The sequence below is a fragment of the Nostoc sp. ChiQUE02 genome (genome assembly GCF_034531305.2).
In the GTDB taxonomy this organism is placed as follows: Bacteria; Cyanobacteriota; Cyanobacteriia; order Cyanobacteriales; family Nostocaceae; genus Nostoc.
The window spans coordinates 21,264-38,473 of sequence record NZ_JAVRBN020000030.1; the positions used below are offsets into that span (position 1 = coordinate 21,264).

At 40.8% G+C, this 17,210-nt stretch carries 16 protein-coding genes; 6 read left to right on the top strand and 10 right to left on the bottom strand.

Translation table 11 applies throughout. The features are described 5' to 3' along the window. Positions 1-170: 170 nt before the first annotated feature. Both RM347_RS25225 and RM347_RS25230 read right to left on the bottom strand, forming a co-directional pair. A complete protein-coding gene (locus RM347_RS25225; RefSeq protein ID WP_322721075.1) occupies positions 171-605 on the bottom strand; it encodes a hypothetical protein in 435 nt (144 codons plus the stop codon). 227 nt (positions 606-832) lie between these two features. Continuing rightward, the gene (locus tag RM347_RS25230) at positions 833-1,579 is read right to left on the bottom strand and encodes a GDSL-type esterase/lipase family protein (protein ID WP_322721074.1); all 747 of its coding nucleotides are present in this window, start codon (positions 1,577-1,579) and stop codon (positions 833-835) included. Positions 1,580-1,720: 141 nt separating this feature from the next. Between RM347_RS25230 and RM347_RS25235 the strand changes: the two genes are divergently transcribed. Together RM347_RS25235 and RM347_RS25240 are read left to right on the top strand one after the other, a co-directional pair. Then, positions 1,721-2,053, top strand: a complete 333-nt coding sequence (locus tag RM347_RS25235) for a hypothetical protein (protein WP_322721073.1) — start codon at positions 1,721-1,723, stop codon at positions 2,051-2,053. A 223-nt stretch (positions 2,054-2,276) separates the two neighbouring features. Next, a complete protein-coding gene (locus RM347_RS25240; RefSeq protein ID WP_322721072.1) occupies positions 2,277-3,446 on the top strand; it encodes an S-layer homology domain-containing protein in 1,170 nt (389 codons plus the stop codon). Between the two features lie 133 nt (positions 3,447-3,579). Here RM347_RS25240 and RM347_RS25245 read toward each other — a convergent pair whose 3' ends face one another. Further along, on the bottom strand, positions 3,580-4,014 hold the full coding sequence (locus RM347_RS25245; RefSeq protein ID WP_322721071.1) for a CAAD domain-containing protein: 435 nt from the start codon (positions 4,012-4,014) through the stop codon (positions 3,580-3,582). A 1,108-nt stretch (positions 4,015-5,122) separates the two neighbouring features. On the opposite strand from RM347_RS25245, the gene RM347_RS25250 reads away from it, so the two are divergent. Next, positions 5,123-6,847, top strand: a complete 1,725-nt coding sequence (locus RM347_RS25250; protein ID WP_322721070.1) for a sensor histidine kinase — start codon at positions 5,123-5,125, stop codon at positions 6,845-6,847. Between the two features lie 291 nt (positions 6,848-7,138). On the opposite strand, the gene RM347_RS25255 is transcribed toward RM347_RS25250, so the two are convergent. The 4 genes from RM347_RS25255 to RM347_RS25270 all read right to left on the bottom strand — a co-directional run bounded on the left by RM347_RS25255 (position 7,139) and on the right by RM347_RS25270 (position 10,121). Beyond that, positions 7,139-7,840 carry a carbonic anhydrase gene (locus RM347_RS25255; protein WP_322721092.1) on the bottom strand — a complete coding sequence of 234 codons (702 nt, stop codon included), beginning with the start codon at positions 7,838-7,840 and terminating at the stop codon, positions 7,139-7,141. A 28-nt stretch (positions 7,841-7,868) separates the two neighbouring features. After that, positions 7,869-8,180, bottom strand: a complete 312-nt coding sequence (locus RM347_RS25260) for a P-II family nitrogen regulator (protein WP_322721069.1) — start codon at positions 8,178-8,180, stop codon at positions 7,869-7,871. 4 nt (positions 8,181-8,184) lie between these two features. Then, complete coding sequence (locus RM347_RS25265; RefSeq protein ID WP_322721068.1) at positions 8,185-9,153, bottom strand: sodium-dependent bicarbonate transport family permease; 969 nt, start codon at positions 9,151-9,153, stop codon at positions 8,185-8,187. A 494-nt stretch (positions 9,154-9,647) separates the two neighbouring features. Further along, entirely contained in the window at positions 9,648-10,121 is a 474-nt protein-coding gene (locus tag RM347_RS25270) for a lipocalin-like domain-containing protein (RefSeq protein ID WP_322721067.1), read from the bottom strand. 288 nt (positions 10,122-10,409) lie between these two features. Here RM347_RS25270 and pcrA point away from each other — a divergent pair, with 288 nt between their 5' ends. Next, entirely contained in the window at positions 10,410-12,734 is a 2,325-nt protein-coding gene (pcrA, locus tag RM347_RS25275) for a DNA helicase PcrA (RefSeq protein ID WP_322721066.1), read from the top strand. A 625-nt stretch (positions 12,735-13,359) separates the two neighbouring features. On the opposite strand, the gene RM347_RS25280 is transcribed toward pcrA, so the two are convergent. The 3 genes from RM347_RS25280 to RM347_RS25290 all read right to left on the bottom strand — a co-directional run bounded on the left by RM347_RS25280 (position 13,360) and on the right by RM347_RS25290 (position 15,236). After that, on the bottom strand, positions 13,360-13,653 hold the full coding sequence (locus RM347_RS25280; protein WP_322721065.1) for an antibiotic biosynthesis monooxygenase family protein: 294 nt from the start codon (positions 13,651-13,653) through the stop codon (positions 13,360-13,362). A 127-nt stretch (positions 13,654-13,780) separates the two neighbouring features. Continuing rightward, positions 13,781-14,314, bottom strand: coding sequence for a GAF domain-containing protein (locus RM347_RS25285; protein ID WP_322721064.1), 534 nt, complete (start codon positions 14,312-14,314; stop codon positions 13,781-13,783). A gap of 4 nt (positions 14,315-14,318) precedes the next feature. Next, positions 14,319-15,236 (bottom strand): metallophosphoesterase family protein, encoded by a 918-nt coding sequence (locus RM347_RS25290; RefSeq protein ID WP_322721063.1) that lies wholly within the window; start codon positions 15,234-15,236, stop codon positions 14,319-14,321. Between the two features lie 134 nt (positions 15,237-15,370). On the opposite strand from RM347_RS25290, the gene RM347_RS25295 reads away from it, so the two are divergent. Together RM347_RS25295 and RM347_RS25300 are read left to right on the top strand one after the other, a co-directional pair. Next, the gene (locus RM347_RS25295; RefSeq protein WP_322721062.1) at positions 15,371-16,261 is read left to right on the top strand and encodes a hypothetical protein; all 891 of its coding nucleotides are present in this window, start codon (positions 15,371-15,373) and stop codon (positions 16,259-16,261) included. A gap of 100 nt (positions 16,262-16,361) precedes the next feature. Then, positions 16,362-17,192: an ATP-grasp domain-containing protein gene (locus RM347_RS25300; RefSeq protein ID WP_322721061.1), complete on the top strand. Its 831-nt coding sequence runs from the start codon at positions 16,362-16,364 to the stop codon at positions 17,190-17,192. Positions 17,193-17,210 lie beyond the last annotated feature (18 nt).

Sequence of the window (17,210 nt, forward strand, 5' to 3'; positions counted from 1 at the left end):
AAGTGAATGCATATCAGCTTACAGGTTGTTCGTAGGGACGCACACAACTGTACGTCAATACAACATATTGCATCCCAAGTAAAATTGCCAAATGTGATTTTTTTAATTTGCGATTTAATTTTTTATTTTTGATAAACTTTTGATAAATTTAGTTTTGAGGATTTGAGATTTTACAACCACTCGCCGCCCCGGAAACGCCAACGGAGAAAGATAATTCGCATCAGACTTTGTGAACTAATAAAAACTGCTAGCCACACGACGCTATAGTGCAATAGAAAAGCCGCTGGCGAAAGTTCTTCTTTTGGTAAAGGTATTGGTAAGAAACCAAACAGTTTGACTCCACAAAACACAAACACCAATTCCCAGATGCCAGCTAAGAGTTGATAAACTGCGGGCCAATCTCTATCCCAGCGGGATTTTTGCAGATAATCATAAAGCACATCCCAGCCTATGCCAAAGATGGCGACATAACCAAGTATCCAAAAATAAACCGAGTTAGCACCAGGGCCAATCCAACCCATTGCAAAAGGCAGAGATACGAATACACCTATAGTTGTAAGTAATAATAATCGAGTTTGCCAGCGACCTAATAAAGTTGGTGTCATAAGAGTGCTGAATTAGGAGTTAGGAGAGACGCGATTAATCGCGTCTGTACAAGAGTTAGGAATGGTGAGTTAATGAACAAAAGTTTTTATAGATGAATTGTAAAAGGATATTACACCTACTTTCATTTAAAATTTAGTAAGATTTTGGTGCTTTTTGTGAGGATGGCAAATATGAGAATATCAGCTAGCCCCAAAGCACCAACATATCTATATTATTAGGATGATTCTCAGGATGGTTTAAGGTGATAATCAAATTGAGAATGGTAAGCTGCATTGGCAAAGCCCACTGAAGTTATTGCATCCCAATTGATTACATCCTCTAACAAAGCTTGATAGCCTAGTGTATTGGGATGAAGACCATCTTCACTCAAGCGTTTGAGCCGCCAATTTTCACCGCGTTCCATCCATTGCTCAAAAATATCCAAATAGGGAATCTGCCGTTTGGTGCAAGCAATTCGAGTTGCTTCTTTGTAGCGATACTGATCGGCATGATTATAGTAAAAGCAATCTAAAAATGGCATTTTGGCTTCATCTACTGGCACCATGCCCACAAATAACACAGGACAGAGTTGCTGTGCTAAATCTAACAGAGAAGCAATTTCTTTTTCAAACAATGTAAAATCTGTGTAACTTCGACCATCGGGACGCGTCAACCGCGCTGAATCATTCACGCCTACTGATAAAATAATTAAGTCGGGGACACGATTTCGGAGTTCACCTCGGTGGCGAAATTCAACTTCTAGCCTTTGTGCTACTTGTTGCGTGCGATCGCCTCTTACCCCTAAATTATATAAAACATGACCCGCACTATCCGGCAACATCCACCATCGCCGTAGTTGCTCAATCCAACCTCCTTTTTCCGGGTCACCGAATCCATAAATTAAGCTGTCCCCCAGTGCGACAATCTTCATTGGCTGAAAGTGATTTGGTGGTACAGACAGCTGCATTGAGGAAGAAGCTAGAAATGTGTGCATTTAAGAACTATATTTTATATCTTTACAAGATTCTATACATTTCTATACCATAGATGGCTATCTTTAGTGTCCAAGCATCTATGAGGTTTCTACTTGTTGATATAGTTGCAAGGTTAATATGCCGCAGTTGAGCTTCTGAGGATGAATGTTGAGCCTTTGAGGGTGAATGTTGAGCCTTTGAGGATGAATGTTGAGCCTTTGAGGGTGAACGTTGAGCCTTTGAGGGTGAATGTTGAGCCTTTGAGGGTGAATGTTGAGCTTCTGAGGGTGAACGTTGAGCCTTTGAGGGTGAACGTTGCACCTTTGAGGATGAACGTTGAGCCTTTAAGGGTGAACGTTGCACCTTTGAGCCTGAAAGTTGCACCTTTGAGCGTGAAAGTTGCGCCTTTGATGCTGAAAGCTGCACCTTTGAGCCTGAAAATTCCCTCCTCTGTAACGGGCGGGCGGTTTCTAATCTTGGTGGAGAATATTTAGAGAGAGCCTAATATTTTGTTACGAATTACGTTAGCGCAGCGTAAAGCCTTCTCTTCTTTTTCAGAGACGCGAACGAGAGGGTTGTCTGCGACACGCTGCGCGTAGCTTGCTTCTCGCCGGAGTTGAGTATTACGAATTACGAATTAAAAAGGGGTGGTGTAAAAGAGTCATCTGTGGCTTAATTTGTTTAGACACAAATTTTACTGCTAACAGGGTAATCACGATGACAAATCGACCTCCTTCCGAACCGGAGTCATCCCAAAAAACTGCCCTTGGCTTTGATGAATTTATAGCCATTCTGGTTGCCTTTACGACTATCGGAGCGATTCTTTTTTGGTCATTGTCCCGCAGGGATTCTAGTTGGAACTTAAACGGACTGCTGTCGCCTTCCTCCACTCCTTCTCCTAGCGTTCAACCAAATCAAGTATTGCCCTCCCCTACTCCCAAGGTGGAACCAAATGCAGTACCAAACAATGTTTTACCCTATTCTCCACCTGAGGCTGTTGTTGAACCCAGGACACCTTCATTCCCAACTAACAGCAGAACTCCTTCACCCGCATTGTTGCCATCTGCGAAGGTAATTCCAACTCAATCCCCACAAATACAGACGCCTGTACCCTCTTCAACAGGACTTGAGCCATTAATTACATCATCAGCATTGCCTTTAGTAACTCCGGCAAAACAAAAATCAATCATTCCGCCGCCAATTGCATTTAACGATGTGCCCAATAACTTTTGGGGTCGGCGTTTTATAGATGTTCTTTCTTCTCGTAGTATTCTCAAAGGGTTTCCTGATTATTCTTTTAGACCAAATCAGCCTGTAAACCGCGCCGAATTTGCTGCTATACTCCAAAAAGCCTTTGACCAAGAACCGTCTAAGACTGCGATCGCATTTCAAGATGTACCAGCAAAATTTTGGGCAACTCCAGCAATTGACCAAGCCATCAGTGCCAAATTTCTCAAAGGCTACCCGAAAAAAACTTTCAAACCACAACAAAATATTTCGCGAGTGCAAGTTTTAGTTGCCCTTGTCAGTGGCTTAGATTTGAAAGCACCCACTTCCCCAAATCAGATTTTAAGTGTCTATAAAGATGCTAAAGATATACCAACCTATGCGATCGGCAAAATAGCTGCTGCTACAGCCAATGCTCTAGTAGTTAACTATCCAAATCCACAAATTCTTGCTCCCAACAAAGTAGCTAGTCGGGCTGAAGTGGCGGCAATGATTCATCAAGCTTTAGTAAAACGGGGTAAGTTGGAAGCAATCCCCTCTCAAAACATTGTGCGTAGGCCTAGCCCGCCGCAGGCATCGCCCAAAATATCTCCAGAATTTTCGCAGACTCCAAAACCGAACTCAAAGGGTAGATTGTCCGCTGGTGGTTCGTCTCAATGAACTTCGCAGAGAATTTTCAGAGATGTCTGAGCGCCGACTTCCGGCGCTCAGACAACAGTGATTTGCAATTAGAGCGTACTCTTATACAGGAGCAAGCTATCCACAGCGTCTCGTAGAGAAGCGATAATCACTATTAAGCTTCTGGAATTTTACCGACAACTTGTGATTTAAGAGTGGTGATTTCACTAGTTAACTCTTTCCTGGTTGAGGCTTTGAGTAAATAGCGGTAAACAAACCAGGCAGAGTAACCAATACCGATCAACTCAAAAGTAGGAGCTACCAAGGGGATATCATTTAAAGCATCTAATATTGCCAAGAGTACTTTAACCCCAACAATTGATCCCACAATTAAACCAACAGTGACCAGGGGTTGCTTATATTGATTAAAAAAGCTTCCCAGATATTCTGGCAATGTTGCTAAAAAGCTAGAAATTTGCTCCCCATATTTTAGCCATTCGTCTTGAGACTGTGCGGGAGGCTGGAGTTTGGTGATGGTTCCCGTTTGGCTGTTGATTTCTGCCACTGTAGTATCTTTGGGTGCGGTTTCGGTAAATTCTTGTTCTGGCATTTTCACTCCTATAAATTTGACAGTTGAGTTTTTCTAATCTGGATAATTACAACCAAAAGGCTGTTAATTAGGTAATGCACAAGTGCATCAGTACAATTGCGTGAAGGCCACAAAAGGGTTTGAGTGTCCTATAACCATAATTGCCCCGTAATATCTACTGCATCAACTACAAGGTAGAAAGTCAGTAGGAGCATAAAACTCAGAAGGCAGCAGAATGTATTATAATCAGCTTTCTGAGTTTTTTTAATCAACTGGAATCCTCAGGTTGTAATTATCCCATTCCGGGTCATTTGCTCATAATCGTACTAAATATAAGTACAAATCAGGCAAAAATCAGCTTTCCTCTCATTTATATAAGCCTAAAAGCCGATTTTATCGGATATTAAAGCTATCTTAAGCCGCGCTCGTCAATTAAGGCATTCGTATTGATATTAATACGTAATAAAAGTTTTTATGTATTCATATAGACTAGACTTTAGAAGTATTTTGTGATGTTCGTGCCTGGGGATGAGGGGGATAAGTGAGAAATAACCAATACCCAATACTTCTTTACGAGAGGCTGCGCCCTAAGCGTAGCTATGCCGCAGGCTTTACGGCTTACCTTGGCTTCTCTGCGAGACGCTACGCGTAGCTTGCTTCCCCGCAGGGGTACGCTCGGCACAAGTCGGCACGAGTCGCTCAGTACAAGTGCCCCATGCCCAATGTCCAACGAGTGTCAAAGCTTTTGTTTTTTTCCTGATTGTATTAATTTTATAAGGAAGCAGTAAGGTAGAGTAATGGCATTCCTGATGGCAAGAACTCGTTGCTATCAACTGTATATTGAGGAAAGTAGTGTGGTAAGGAGAAGACAGTCTCAGATAGGTCTTTAGTGCAGTAAACTAATTCGGCGTTGCTGAAAAAAGTGAATTCTATTCGCTCTCAGTAATACTACTTAGCTAAATTTCTATAAAAACTACTCCTACTATATAAGGTTATGCTAATTAGCTAGTAAGCAATAATTTGCTGTTGCTATAAAAGAAGATAATGTAGATGTTGATGACTAATTGAAGTGTTTGCACAAGCTAAACTAATTTGGTGATTTTTGTGGGAAGGCAAGGAGGTTTGAGAAATGCCAACTCAAAAGCCAACCCCTATTGACAGCAGTTCAGAAAGCAAAAAAGTGTCAGCCGAAGAGCCATCGACAGACGAACTCCCAACCATAGAATTTCCCTCACGAGGGAAACTCAAAGCTAGTTCTTGGCGCATTCATCAAAAAATTGGCTATGGGTACTTTGTAGCTATCGGAATTGGCTTTTTTGGCTCACTGACTGGGTTAGTGATCGCCAACTACTACCGGGGAAGGGAAGTTAGGCAATTCAATCAAGCCTATGAACAAGGACAACTACTGAGTAATTATAAAGATGCAGTCGTAGGGGCGCAATTACATAGCTCTAACCTAGTTGCTGTATTGGAAAATTCACAACAACTACAAAGTAAAAAAGCCGATTTTCTGAAGAATGTTGAAAAAGCCAAGCAACTAGAGTCACAAATTGCCGGATTTATCGACAGTAAACCTAAAAGACTAGCAGCAACAAGTTCGACTTTACAGGCGTTATTGCTAGATTACAAGACTAATTTAAAAGCCTACGTTGACCAAATCGAGGTCGTCTTAAAGAAAGTTGATTCACAGCAAGTGCAGCCTCAGCAGATTTCCTCTGCCCGATCGCAGTTATTAACAATTATGCGTGGTGAGACAGCCATGCAGCTAGACCAGCTTTCGCAGAACTTGACTAACATCCTGCAAACTGCTGAAGATCAAGAGCAAGAAAGACAAAAAGCCGTTGAGCAGGCAAAAGTAGTTGAGCGATTTATCGTGATCCTGAGTATGCTGGTTTCGGTAGCGATCGCAGCTATTGTAGCTTGGCGTACTAGTCGAGCGATCGCTGAACCAGTAATAACTGTCACCCAAGTAGCGGAACAAGTGGCGAGGAAACATAATTTTGATTTACGAGCACCTGTTACCACTGAGGATGAAATTGGCCTACTCGCCAAATCTCTAAATCGTTTGATTGAGCGCGTATCGGAGCGAACAAAAGAACTACAACAAGCTAAAGAATTAGCCGAAGCTGCTAGCAAGGCAAAAAGCATATTTCTGGCCAATGTTAGCCACGAATTACGCACACCATTAAATGCTGTCATTGGCTTGAGCCAACTTCTAGAAGACGACGCCACCGATCTTGGTTTATCGGCAGACTTTATCACCGACTTAGAAACAATTAACTCTGCTGGGAAGCATCTACTGCACTTGATCAACGAAATCCTCGACTTGTCAAAAATTGAAGCGGGGAAAATGACCCTCTATCCAGAGACATTTGAGATTGCGACGCTGATTCATAACGTCGTCCTCACAGTCAAACCAGCTATAGAAAAAAATGCCAATGTTTTAGAAGTCGATTTTGATGAGCAACTTGGAACCATGTACGCCGATCAAACCAGGATGCGGCAGGTATTGTTAAACTTACTAAGCAACGCCAGTAAATTTACTACAAACGGCAAGGTGACGTTGACAGTCAAGAGAGAAAAGGATGAATTCCGACCGGAGGCTCCTTTAGGCAATATTACTTTTACCGTTACCGATACAGGTATAGGTATGTCTCACCGTCAACAGCAGCAGTTATTTCAACCTTTTACACAAGGAGATACCTCGACTACGAAAAAGTATGGAGGTACGGGACTGGGGTTGGCAATTAGCCGCCACTTTTGCCAGATGATGGGTGGTGAAATTATTGTCAAAAGTCAGCCGGGAATTGGCTCTACTTTCACCATTCGTCTGCCAATGACTGTGCAGGATTGAAGGAGGCAGAAGATATATACTGCTTGATTAAGAAATTTATCTGTTGAGGTAAGCAGGGGGAGCAGGGGAGGAAAAAACGCTTATCCAAGTAGTATTGGGCAGGAGGCAGGGCTTAAGTTTTCAAACAGGTTATATAACTGCTCTCATTTGGATGCAATATAGGGGCGCACAGATGTGCACCCCTACGAAAACCTGTATTCTGTGCAACTGAGAAATGCTATTGACCTGGACTGAAACTGTCTTCAATGCAAGAATTTAAAATTGTTTAATTGTTAGGAATTATCTGCCGAATTAGGTAATAATATTCACCCTCCCTGTATCCAAGTCGTAACGTCCTCCGACAATTTTTAATTTGCCAGACTGCACCTGCTCAGTTAAAAGCTTTGATCGCTTCAATCGTTCAATTTGATATTGCACATTTGCCACCACAGCATTTTCAACTGCATCACCAGGCTGATCCTTGACCCTTTTCAGGGCTGGCTTAATTGCCTTAACAAAAGTACTAATATCACCAGGTAATGATTCTTTTTTAACAGCTGCGGTTACTGCGCCACAACGTTCATGACCCATCACCATCAGCAGCGGAGAACCTAATAAGACAACTGCATATTCAATACTGCCGATCGCTTCATGTGTGGCAATATTTCCGGCAATCCGAACATCAAAGATATCCCCGATGCCTTGATCGAAAACAATTTCTGCCGGCACTCGTGAATCCGCACAACTAAGAATAGTTGCAAATGGATGTTGAGCTTGAGCAACTTCCTGCAACCGCAGCGCAGATTGATCGGGGTATTGGGGATGATGATCGATAAATCGCTGATTTCCCTCAATCAGCTTTTGTAAGGCGGCATCGGGACTGAGAGATGGAGTGGGGGCTGGGTGTGCTTCGTCAGCTTTAGCCTGTTCTACCCGCCAGAGTAAATCACTGGCAGTTATCGCCATTCCAAAGGCCCCGGTCATTCCCAACTTCAAAAAGTCACGACGTTCCATGAAATGCTTCATTGAATTTATAACTCTCTTAAATCGACGCGATACATCTGACAGAGCGAATTTCCATCACATCGGAAACGTAGCAAGTACCTCCGAACTTATTGAGGACTGGTCTGATATTTTCGACAACACGCTTGAGTTCTTCTGGCATACAAAATGCGAGGATGTAAACATTATCAAGCATGGTCATGTCTAAATCTTCTGTCGTTCCTCGTAATCCTTTACCAACTACATTGCGGATTACGGCATGGCTATGTACACCCGACTTGTCTAAACTCTCTAAAATTTTGGCAAGCTCAAAGGAGTTGGCAATAATTTCTATCTTTTTAACTACGTGCATATTATTACCTCCAAAATAGGTTAATTCCGTAGAGATATAGCGGAATTCCCACAATAATATTGAACGGAAATGTGACTGCTAAAGCGGTAGAAACATATAGGCTGGGATTTGCTTCGGGAACAGTCATCCGCATCGCCGCCGGGACAGCAATGTAAGAAGCACTGGCACACAATACAGCGAATAACAGTGAATTCCCCTGAGGCATACCGATGAATTTGGCGATCGCTAACCCAATGCCTGCATTGAGTATAGGAATTAGTATGGCAAATAAAATCAGGAAAACTCCGGTTTTTTGCAAGTCTTTAATTCTTCTGGCAGCAACCAGTCCCATATCCAGTAAAAAGAAGGTGAGAATGCCATAAAACAACCCTTGAGCAAAGGGTTCTAATACGTGCCAACCACGTTCTCCTGTCAAGACACCGATTAAGAGGCTACCAACTAGGAGAAAAACTGAACTATTAAGAAATGCTTCTTGCAAAACTTCCGACCAAGCAAACTCTCGCTTTTCATCGGCGGTGAATATACTCACCAAGATCAGACCAACAATGATCGCCGGAGATTCCATCAGGGCAAGAGCTGCTACCATGTAACCATCATACTGAATACCAAGCTCACTAAGAAAAGCGCCAGCAGTGATGAAAGTGACGGCACTGATAGAACCGTAGGTTGCTGCGATCGCAGCCGCATCGTAAGTATCCAATTTCCACTTCAAAATAAAAAAGGTGTAAATTGGAACAACACAAGCCATCATCATTGCTGCTGCGAGTGTTAGAATCACTTCTTGATTAAGTCCGCTTTTGATTAGTTCTACCCCTCCTTTAAAACCAATGGCAAACAGCAGATACAACGAAAGGAGTTTAGGCACTGGTGGGGGAATTTCTAGATCGGACTTGACAAAAACCGCAGTCATGCCTAAAAAGAAAAACAGAATTGGGGGATTCAAAATGTTGGATACAATTAAGCTCAGATCCATATCCACCTATCCTTGTATTGGTTAAACCTGAAATTAAAGAAATTTTTCATCTTTAAAAACTTAACAGTTGAATCGTGATGTATTGTGTATGACTACCCCGTATCAATTGGGTACTCAAGGAGTGAATTGTCCTATTGGTGACAATACTTATTGATTAGGTGTTAAACAGCGCTGAGAACAGAAAAAGTGAGAGCTTGCCCAACATTTTTTGATGTTGGATTCCCCGTCGCTGATCTTACGACAGAAAGTGTAGGGAGAACTCGCGATCAACGTATTTAGCGTAGAAAAAATTAATGTATTGTAGGGGCAATTTATGAATTGCTCTTACACAAATCTTGCTTACAGCAATTTTCATTTATTTGAACCACATATATTTTAAGGGCACAGCAGAGTATTGCTGATTGGTGTCAACTTAAGACCAAACCCCTTTAAAACCTCGTTTCTAGCTTGTGAGTGTCAATGCTTTTCATTGGGCTACTGCCGCAATTTTGGCTCTATGACTCTATACGTTGCCAAACTAGCTCAAAAACCTTTGAGACACCGTTGCTCATAGTCGGAGGTGTCTTTAACGTAACTTGGTTCTCTCTCAAAGTGAAAGTACGAATTAAATCTGTACCGACTCGATTGGGAATAGATGCAATTTCTATATGATGGGTAACAATATTGCCGCTTACACTATAGGTTCCAGCATAAGCACTAAATGTAGAGAATGCTTGGGCGCGTTCTGCAATGGTTACTAAATTTATGTCTTGGCTCAGTGGCGAGTGTATATCCCCATTTAGTAGTGAGCGATCGCTCCTGGAAAGGATAACGAGTATCCGCCCTTCAGGTGTATAGGTAATGTAACCGTTTGGACTGCTTCCATAGGCTTGTCCTTCCACAGTTCCGTCGTCAAGTGTTGCACTTACTGAAATTAATTTCCAAGTTCCGAGCAAAGGATTATTTTGTGCCAACGATAAATCAGACATCACTAACTCCTATACAATTAGCGAAGATCGTCCAGGAGCAATTATTCTAACTATTAACTCCCCCCATGCCCTTCAATTGGTTCGTTAGGATGAACTACACCGTTTTGGAATGTGCCTTTGACTGACAGCATAGCTTTTTCTTGCTTCTACATAAATCATGATACAGTACCATTCTGGTTAAGAAGATTGCCACACAATCTTTATTGACCAAGTTTCGTTAGGATATTGTAACCTGGGCAATAGCGACTCTCTATTGATGTGACACCAGGCGATCGCTTTTTCACATCCATGACAACAACCATCGACTTTCTCAGTCACCTTAACCCTAGTCAACGTCAAGCTGTCGAACACTACTGCGGCCCGTTGCTAGTCGTTGCCGGCGCAGGTTCCGGTAAAACACGAGCGCTGACTTATCGTATTGCGAATCTAATTCTGAAACACCGTGTCGATCCAGAGAATATTCTGGCGGTTACTTTTACCAATAAAGCCGCGCGGGAGATGAAAGAGCGGATTCAACGGCTGTTTGCCGAACAACTGGCAATGAAACAACACGGCCAGCGATTGGATTTGTTGACAGAATATCAACAAACGCAGCTGCGATCGCAAGTTTACAAAAGCACTATCAAAGACTTATGGTGTGGCACTTTCCACAGTCTATTTTCTCGCATTCTCCGCTTTGATATTGAAAAATACGTAGACGAAAAAGGACGCAAGTGGAATCGTAATTTTTCTATTTTTGATGAATCAGATGTGATGACTCTGATTAAAGAACTCGTTAATAAAGAGCTAAATTTAGACGATAAGAAGTTTGATGCCCGCTCTGTCCGCTACGCTATTAGTAATGCTAAAAACCAAGGTTTATCGCCCCAAGAATTTGAGCAAGACCAACCAAATTATCGCGGACGGGTAATTGCCCAAGTTTACAATTTATATCAAGATAAGTTAGCACAAAACAACGCTCTCGACTTTGACGATCTTATTCTTGTACCTACTAGATTATTTCAACAAAACGAGCAGGTATTGGGTTACTGGCATCGCAAATTTCGTCATATCCTCGTAGATGAATATCAGGATACTAACCGCACTCAGTATCAACTGATTAATTTATTAGTTACTAATGGCGAAACCAAAAAGAGCGAATGGCAATGGGAAAATCGCTCAGTTTTTGTTGTCGGCGATGCGGATCAATCAATTTACAGCTTTCGCATGGCAGATTTCACCATCTTGCTAGGATTTCAGGAAGACTTTGGCGATGGTTTGGTAGATGATGATACCCGAACGATGGTTAAGCTAGAAGAAAACTATCGTTCTTGTGAAAACATTCTGCAAGCGGCTAATGAACTGATTGAAAATAACACCCAACGGATTGATAAAGTCCTGAAAGCAACGCGGGGGACGGGTGAACAGATTACTTGTCACAAAGCCGATGAAGAACTTGCAGAAGCGGCATTTGTAATTAATCAAATTAGCACTTTAGAACAGCAAAATCCAGAGTTAAACTGGGGTAGTTTTGCCATACTTTATCGGACGAATGCCCAATCTCGTCCCTTTGAAGAATTGTTGGTCAAATATCAAATTCCTTACACAGTTGTGGGGGGAATGAGATTTTACGATCGCAAAGAAATTAAAGATGTCGTTGCTTATTTAAGAGCGATAAATAACCCAGCTGATACAGTCAGTTTATTACGAGTTATTAATACTCCCCGGCGGGGAATTGGCAAAACCACTATTGACGCTTTGATAAATGCATCTCAGCAATTAGGGACAACTTTGTGGGAAATACTCAGCGACGAAACATCAGTTAATACATTAGCTGGACGGGCGACAAAAGCTGTAAATAACTTTGCCGCAATGATTAGCCGTTGGCAAGGACAAGTCGCCACGCTTCCGGTGACTGAGGTTTTGCAAGGAATACTAGAAGATTCTGGTTACGTTCAAGACTTGATGAATCAAGGCACAGATGAAGCTACAGATCGGGTACAAAACGTCCAGGAACTTTATAACGCCGCACTGCAATTTCAAGAAGAAAACGAAGAGATTTCCCTGCGAGACTTTCTGAGTAGTGCCGCCCTCAGTTCAGATTTGGATAACTTAAAAGAAGGACAGACAGCCGTTTCTTTGATGACTTTACACGCTTCCAAAGGTTTGGAATTTCCCGTAGTGTTTTTGGTGGGATTAGAACAGGGGCTATTTCCCGGCTACCGTTCCCTCAGCGATCCTGCATCTTTGGAAGAAGAACGCCGCTTGTGTTATGTGGGAATTACTCGCGCCCAAGAAAGGTTGTATTTATCACACGCACGGGAACGCCGTTTGTATGGTTCTCGTGAACCTGCGATGCGATCGCAATTTCTCGACGAATTACCAGAAGAATTATTATCTACCAAACGCGCGAGTCGTCAAACTTATACTAAGAGTGCCTCTACTTCTAATGGGAAACAAGACTCAACACAGAATTGGCAAGTGGGCGATAGAGTATTACACAAAACTTTTGGTCTTGGTGAAATCACGCATGTTTTTGGAACGGGTAATAAGATGTCTGTGGCAATTAAATTTGTCAGCTTAGGACAAAAAATTGTTGACCCAAGAGTAGCACAGTTGCAACGAGTAGAGTAAGACGTATATAAACGACCAGATCGACTATATTTTAATGATACGTTGCTACAGAACAAGCTGTATCAACTACAGAAGAAGCATTTATAACTCTAGAACATGCTGTAGTAACTAAAACTTGTTCATTTGTAACTCCAGAACGTGCTGGATTAACTAAAACTTGTTGATTAATAAGTTAGGAAGGAGTTTTAGTTAATAAAACTCCTTCCTAACTTATCATTTTTGGACTTTTTATAATTAATGATTAAATTGATTAAATCCAACTTTAGTTTTACTTATCTAAAAACGAGTATTTGTAACTAAAACATCAACATTTATAAGTTGAGCTTAAGTTGTATTAACTCCAGCTTCTTCTGAATTTATCAAAGGATGAGTTTTTGTAACTTATTCTCTTAAAACTGCTAGACGGCTACAGCACAAAAAGCTTTGCGATGTTGGGGTGTTTGCAAAGTATTCAGACGCTTGTCCCACACACGCTTTACCCCACCCCGGTTTTGGCTTTAGACAAAACCGGGGTGGGGTAAAGCGGTGAGTAACCGTAAGTGAATGAATTCAATATCACGTCTTGACAAGGGTTTCACGTTAAGTTGACACGTATGAGCAATGCTAAACCCTTATGACTTGTTTTTCATATTTCAATTTCTTCAAAGTGTTCAACAGTAGGAAATGGCTCATAAAAATGATGCAGAAGTTTTTTCCACTCTTGATACTCAGGAGAACTTCTAAATCCTACAGTATGAGATTCTAAACTTTCCCATCTGACAAGTAATAAATATTTACCTTGAACTTCTATACATTTATGCAATTCATGTGATAAATATCCGTCCATTGAGGAAATAATTTTAGAAGCTTTTTTGAAATCACTTTCAAAATCAGATTCCAAACCAGGTTTAACATGAAGCATCACAGCCTCAAGAATCATATACTATTTGGTGAGAATTAAGTTGAGGATTTGTTATCTAATTATCAACAATTAGAATCAAAGGTTTTAGATTTTTTTTGCGATTTAATGAGCTATACAAATAATTTGTATTGTCAGCTAGACTCAGCTAATCAAAAGCAGACTTGACGTAATCAACTGTCAAAGGTGTAATTCTTTGGACAAGATTATTAATCACCCCTCGTTCATATTCAGTCCAAATTCTGGGATGACCAAAAATGCATGGTTGTAAAATTCCCCAAAGTTGACCATCCTGGCGGATATGGGCATGAATAAGGGCGCGATGTCCAAAATACTTCTGTTCAAATTCCCGATTTAAAACCTTAGAATCAGCAGTTTCTACATCTTCTACAAAGATTGAAGGTTCAGCACGTAGCGCAGCCGCAAACATCGGATCATCATCTACTAAAGTTGGGGGTTGTGCTGCCCATTCTTCATTATAAACAGTAGGTACATCTGGAGTACGAATCCAACAAAAGGCAACTTTACCAAGGTCATTTTGAGGATTGTGCAGGTATAGAAAACATCTATCAGATTGCAAAAAATCGCCTATAGCTGGTAACAGTGCAGAAAAGAAAGCATCTGGTGCTTGGTACGATTCTAAAATATTTTTGAGTGCAGAAGGAAATTCTTGCTGAGTCATATAACTAAGCTGATTTTAATTCAATAATACCTTTATCAAAAATGCGTTTATCAGTAGCGATCGCAGCAACCTCTATTCTATCTTTATACACCTCATAAGAGGCAAAACTTAAATCACTGGTGGAAAACTCTGTCCACTCAGAACGACCTACAGGACGATTCCCTGCACCTGCGCCACAAATTAAATAAGTTGTACCATCAATAGCACGAGTGCGTTCATAATTATGTTCGTGACCATTGATGTAAAGTTGAACGCCGTATTTTTGAAATAAAGGAGTGAAAGTTTTAATAAAAGCTGAATTACTCCCATACTGACCCGATGAATAAATCGGATGATGTCCAAACACCACTTTCCAAGGAACCTTACTAAGACTTAATTCTTTTTCTAACCAACTTAGCTGGTTTTTCCAATCAGCATTACTGTTAGTATCTAAAGCAAAAAATTGTACTTGATTACGTTTAAATGTATAATAACGTCCCTTCATATTAAAGCCGGCGTACTTGACTTGCGGCTCACCATTAGCAGTACGAATATCGTGATTACCTAAACAAGCCTGAAATTTCACACCTTGCTTTAGCAATGCTTGATAAGGACGCTCAAAAACTGCATTAATTTTTTCAATTTCGCCGTTATTGTAAATGTTATCTCCAGCTAAAACGACTAAATCATAAGGATTTTGCTTATGATAAAAATTCATTGCCCCAGCCACAGCATACTGTCCTTTAGCCCCAGTCCCCGTATCTGCTACAGACACAAAACGTAATAACAAGTCTTTTTTGGGTGGATTGGCGGCTATAGCTGTTGTTGAATCGATAATACTAGCACTTTGATGATTTTGACGATTTAAAGTCCAGCCTAAAAATCCTGTACCAATGGCGCTGAGGCTACTTAAAAATAAAAATTGACGGCGTTTCAGGTTCATAATTCACCAAATTTAATAAATAGTCAGTTTGGCTGAAGTAATGTGCAATGAAGTGATACATTAAGGCAAAAGAGGCAGCACCAGTAATAATGTACGTTGTTTGTCTTTGATTCGCTGCTTTTGGTGAAAGTTCCATGTCACAAGACAATCAGTCAAAACCGACGGATGAGCAGGTAAATCAACCTCCCCAAAAACCTTACCAGAGAGTTCAGCCATTTTGGAAGGCTAAAATTATCCAACTTCTCCAAGGGACGATTGGGGTTTTAGAAGTAACGGTGGAGAAACTGGAGACAGCACCCCCACCTGGTACTGAGGAAACACCTAGTTTTTTGCAGCAGCTTCAGTTGCGATGGGGTGGACTGTTAAGAACAATCCGCTTGTTTTTGCCATCAAATTTGTCAACAAAGTTATCAGATACAGCTTTGACGGGAATTGTTACTGGAATAGCTGTAATTCTCGTTTGGACAACTACGACTGTCTTTACTGGTAAACCGACTGAAGTCGCAACAATTCCACCAGTTGAAGAGGTTCCTGCACCGACACCAACGATAACTACTCCACCGGAGTCAGTCGCACCAGAACCACAGCCACCAGAGAAAATTACGCCGCCGCCAGAAGTACAGCAGCCACCAGAAGAAATTACGCCGCCAGAACCCGAAATCGAACCAGAACCAGAACCAATTCCCACGCCAACGCCAACACCAACTATAGAATTGACGCCAGAACAAGCTTTGATTGCAGCTATTGAAAATCAGGTAGCTGAAATTAGCGATCGCATTGCCTCTGGTCTGATAAAGTCAATTCAAGCCAACTTCCGCACCAGCAATCTAACTGTCAAAATTAGTGACGATTGGTACACTCTCAAAGAATCTCAGCAGGACAAACTAGCTGCGGAGATATTACAACGCTCTCAAGAACTTGATTTTACCCATTTAGAAATTTTCGACTCCCAAAATAGGCTGATAGCGCGTAACCCGGTTGTTGGTACTGAGATGGTGATTTTTAAACGGCAAACAACAAGTTAAAATAATTCGTAATGACGCTCTTAGGAACGCTGGTTCCGACGCTCCATTACTCGCTAACGCTAACGTAATTCGTAATTTGGACGTTTAACTTTAAGTATTTATGTTAGACAACGTCTCGCTATTGCTACAAGCTTGTAAAAACTTAAACATCAGCTATGAAATTATTTATCCTGCTGAAAACTTAGTTAAAGTAAAATTGAATAGTAAACAGCATTATTTTTGTAACTATAGTACTCCATTACTTAATCAAGCAGTAGCACACCTGATAAAAGACAAAGAATATACTTATCATGTCTTAAATAAAAAAGTTAAACTTCCTCGGACAGTAGGTTTTCTTTCTCCTTTTTGTGACGCCCAATATAAGATTTACTTAAAATTCCCGACTATTAAAGATATTTTATTAGAAATAAAAGAAAAGTTTGAAACACCAGTAATTATTAAAAGAAATTCTGGTGCGGGCGGACATAATGTCTTTTTATGTGAGACTATAAATGAAATTGAAACTGCTTTAAAAGAGATTTTTAATATTAATCAAAAGTATGATTACGTCGCTCTTGCTCAAGAATTGATTCACATCAAATCTGAATATAGAGCGGTTTTCTTAAATAAAGAGTTAGTTTTGCTCTATGAAAAAGATATAACTGATGCAAAATTTGTCGGTAATCTCAGTCCTTTACACTGGAATGGTGCAAAAGCAAATTATATCAACGATCCACAAATATTGTCAGAGATTGCTAATTTTGTCAAACCAGTTTTTGAAGAGTTAGACATTGATTATGGTGGTTTTGATATCGTATTAGATCGAGATAATCAATATTGGTTAATTGAAATCAATTCTCACCCAAATTTTGGTATTTTTATTAGAGATAATGGAGAAGAACCTGTGTTGAAAATATTTGAAAAAATGCTTATTAGCCTAGCCTCAAAATAAATAATTCAGTGCTTTGGT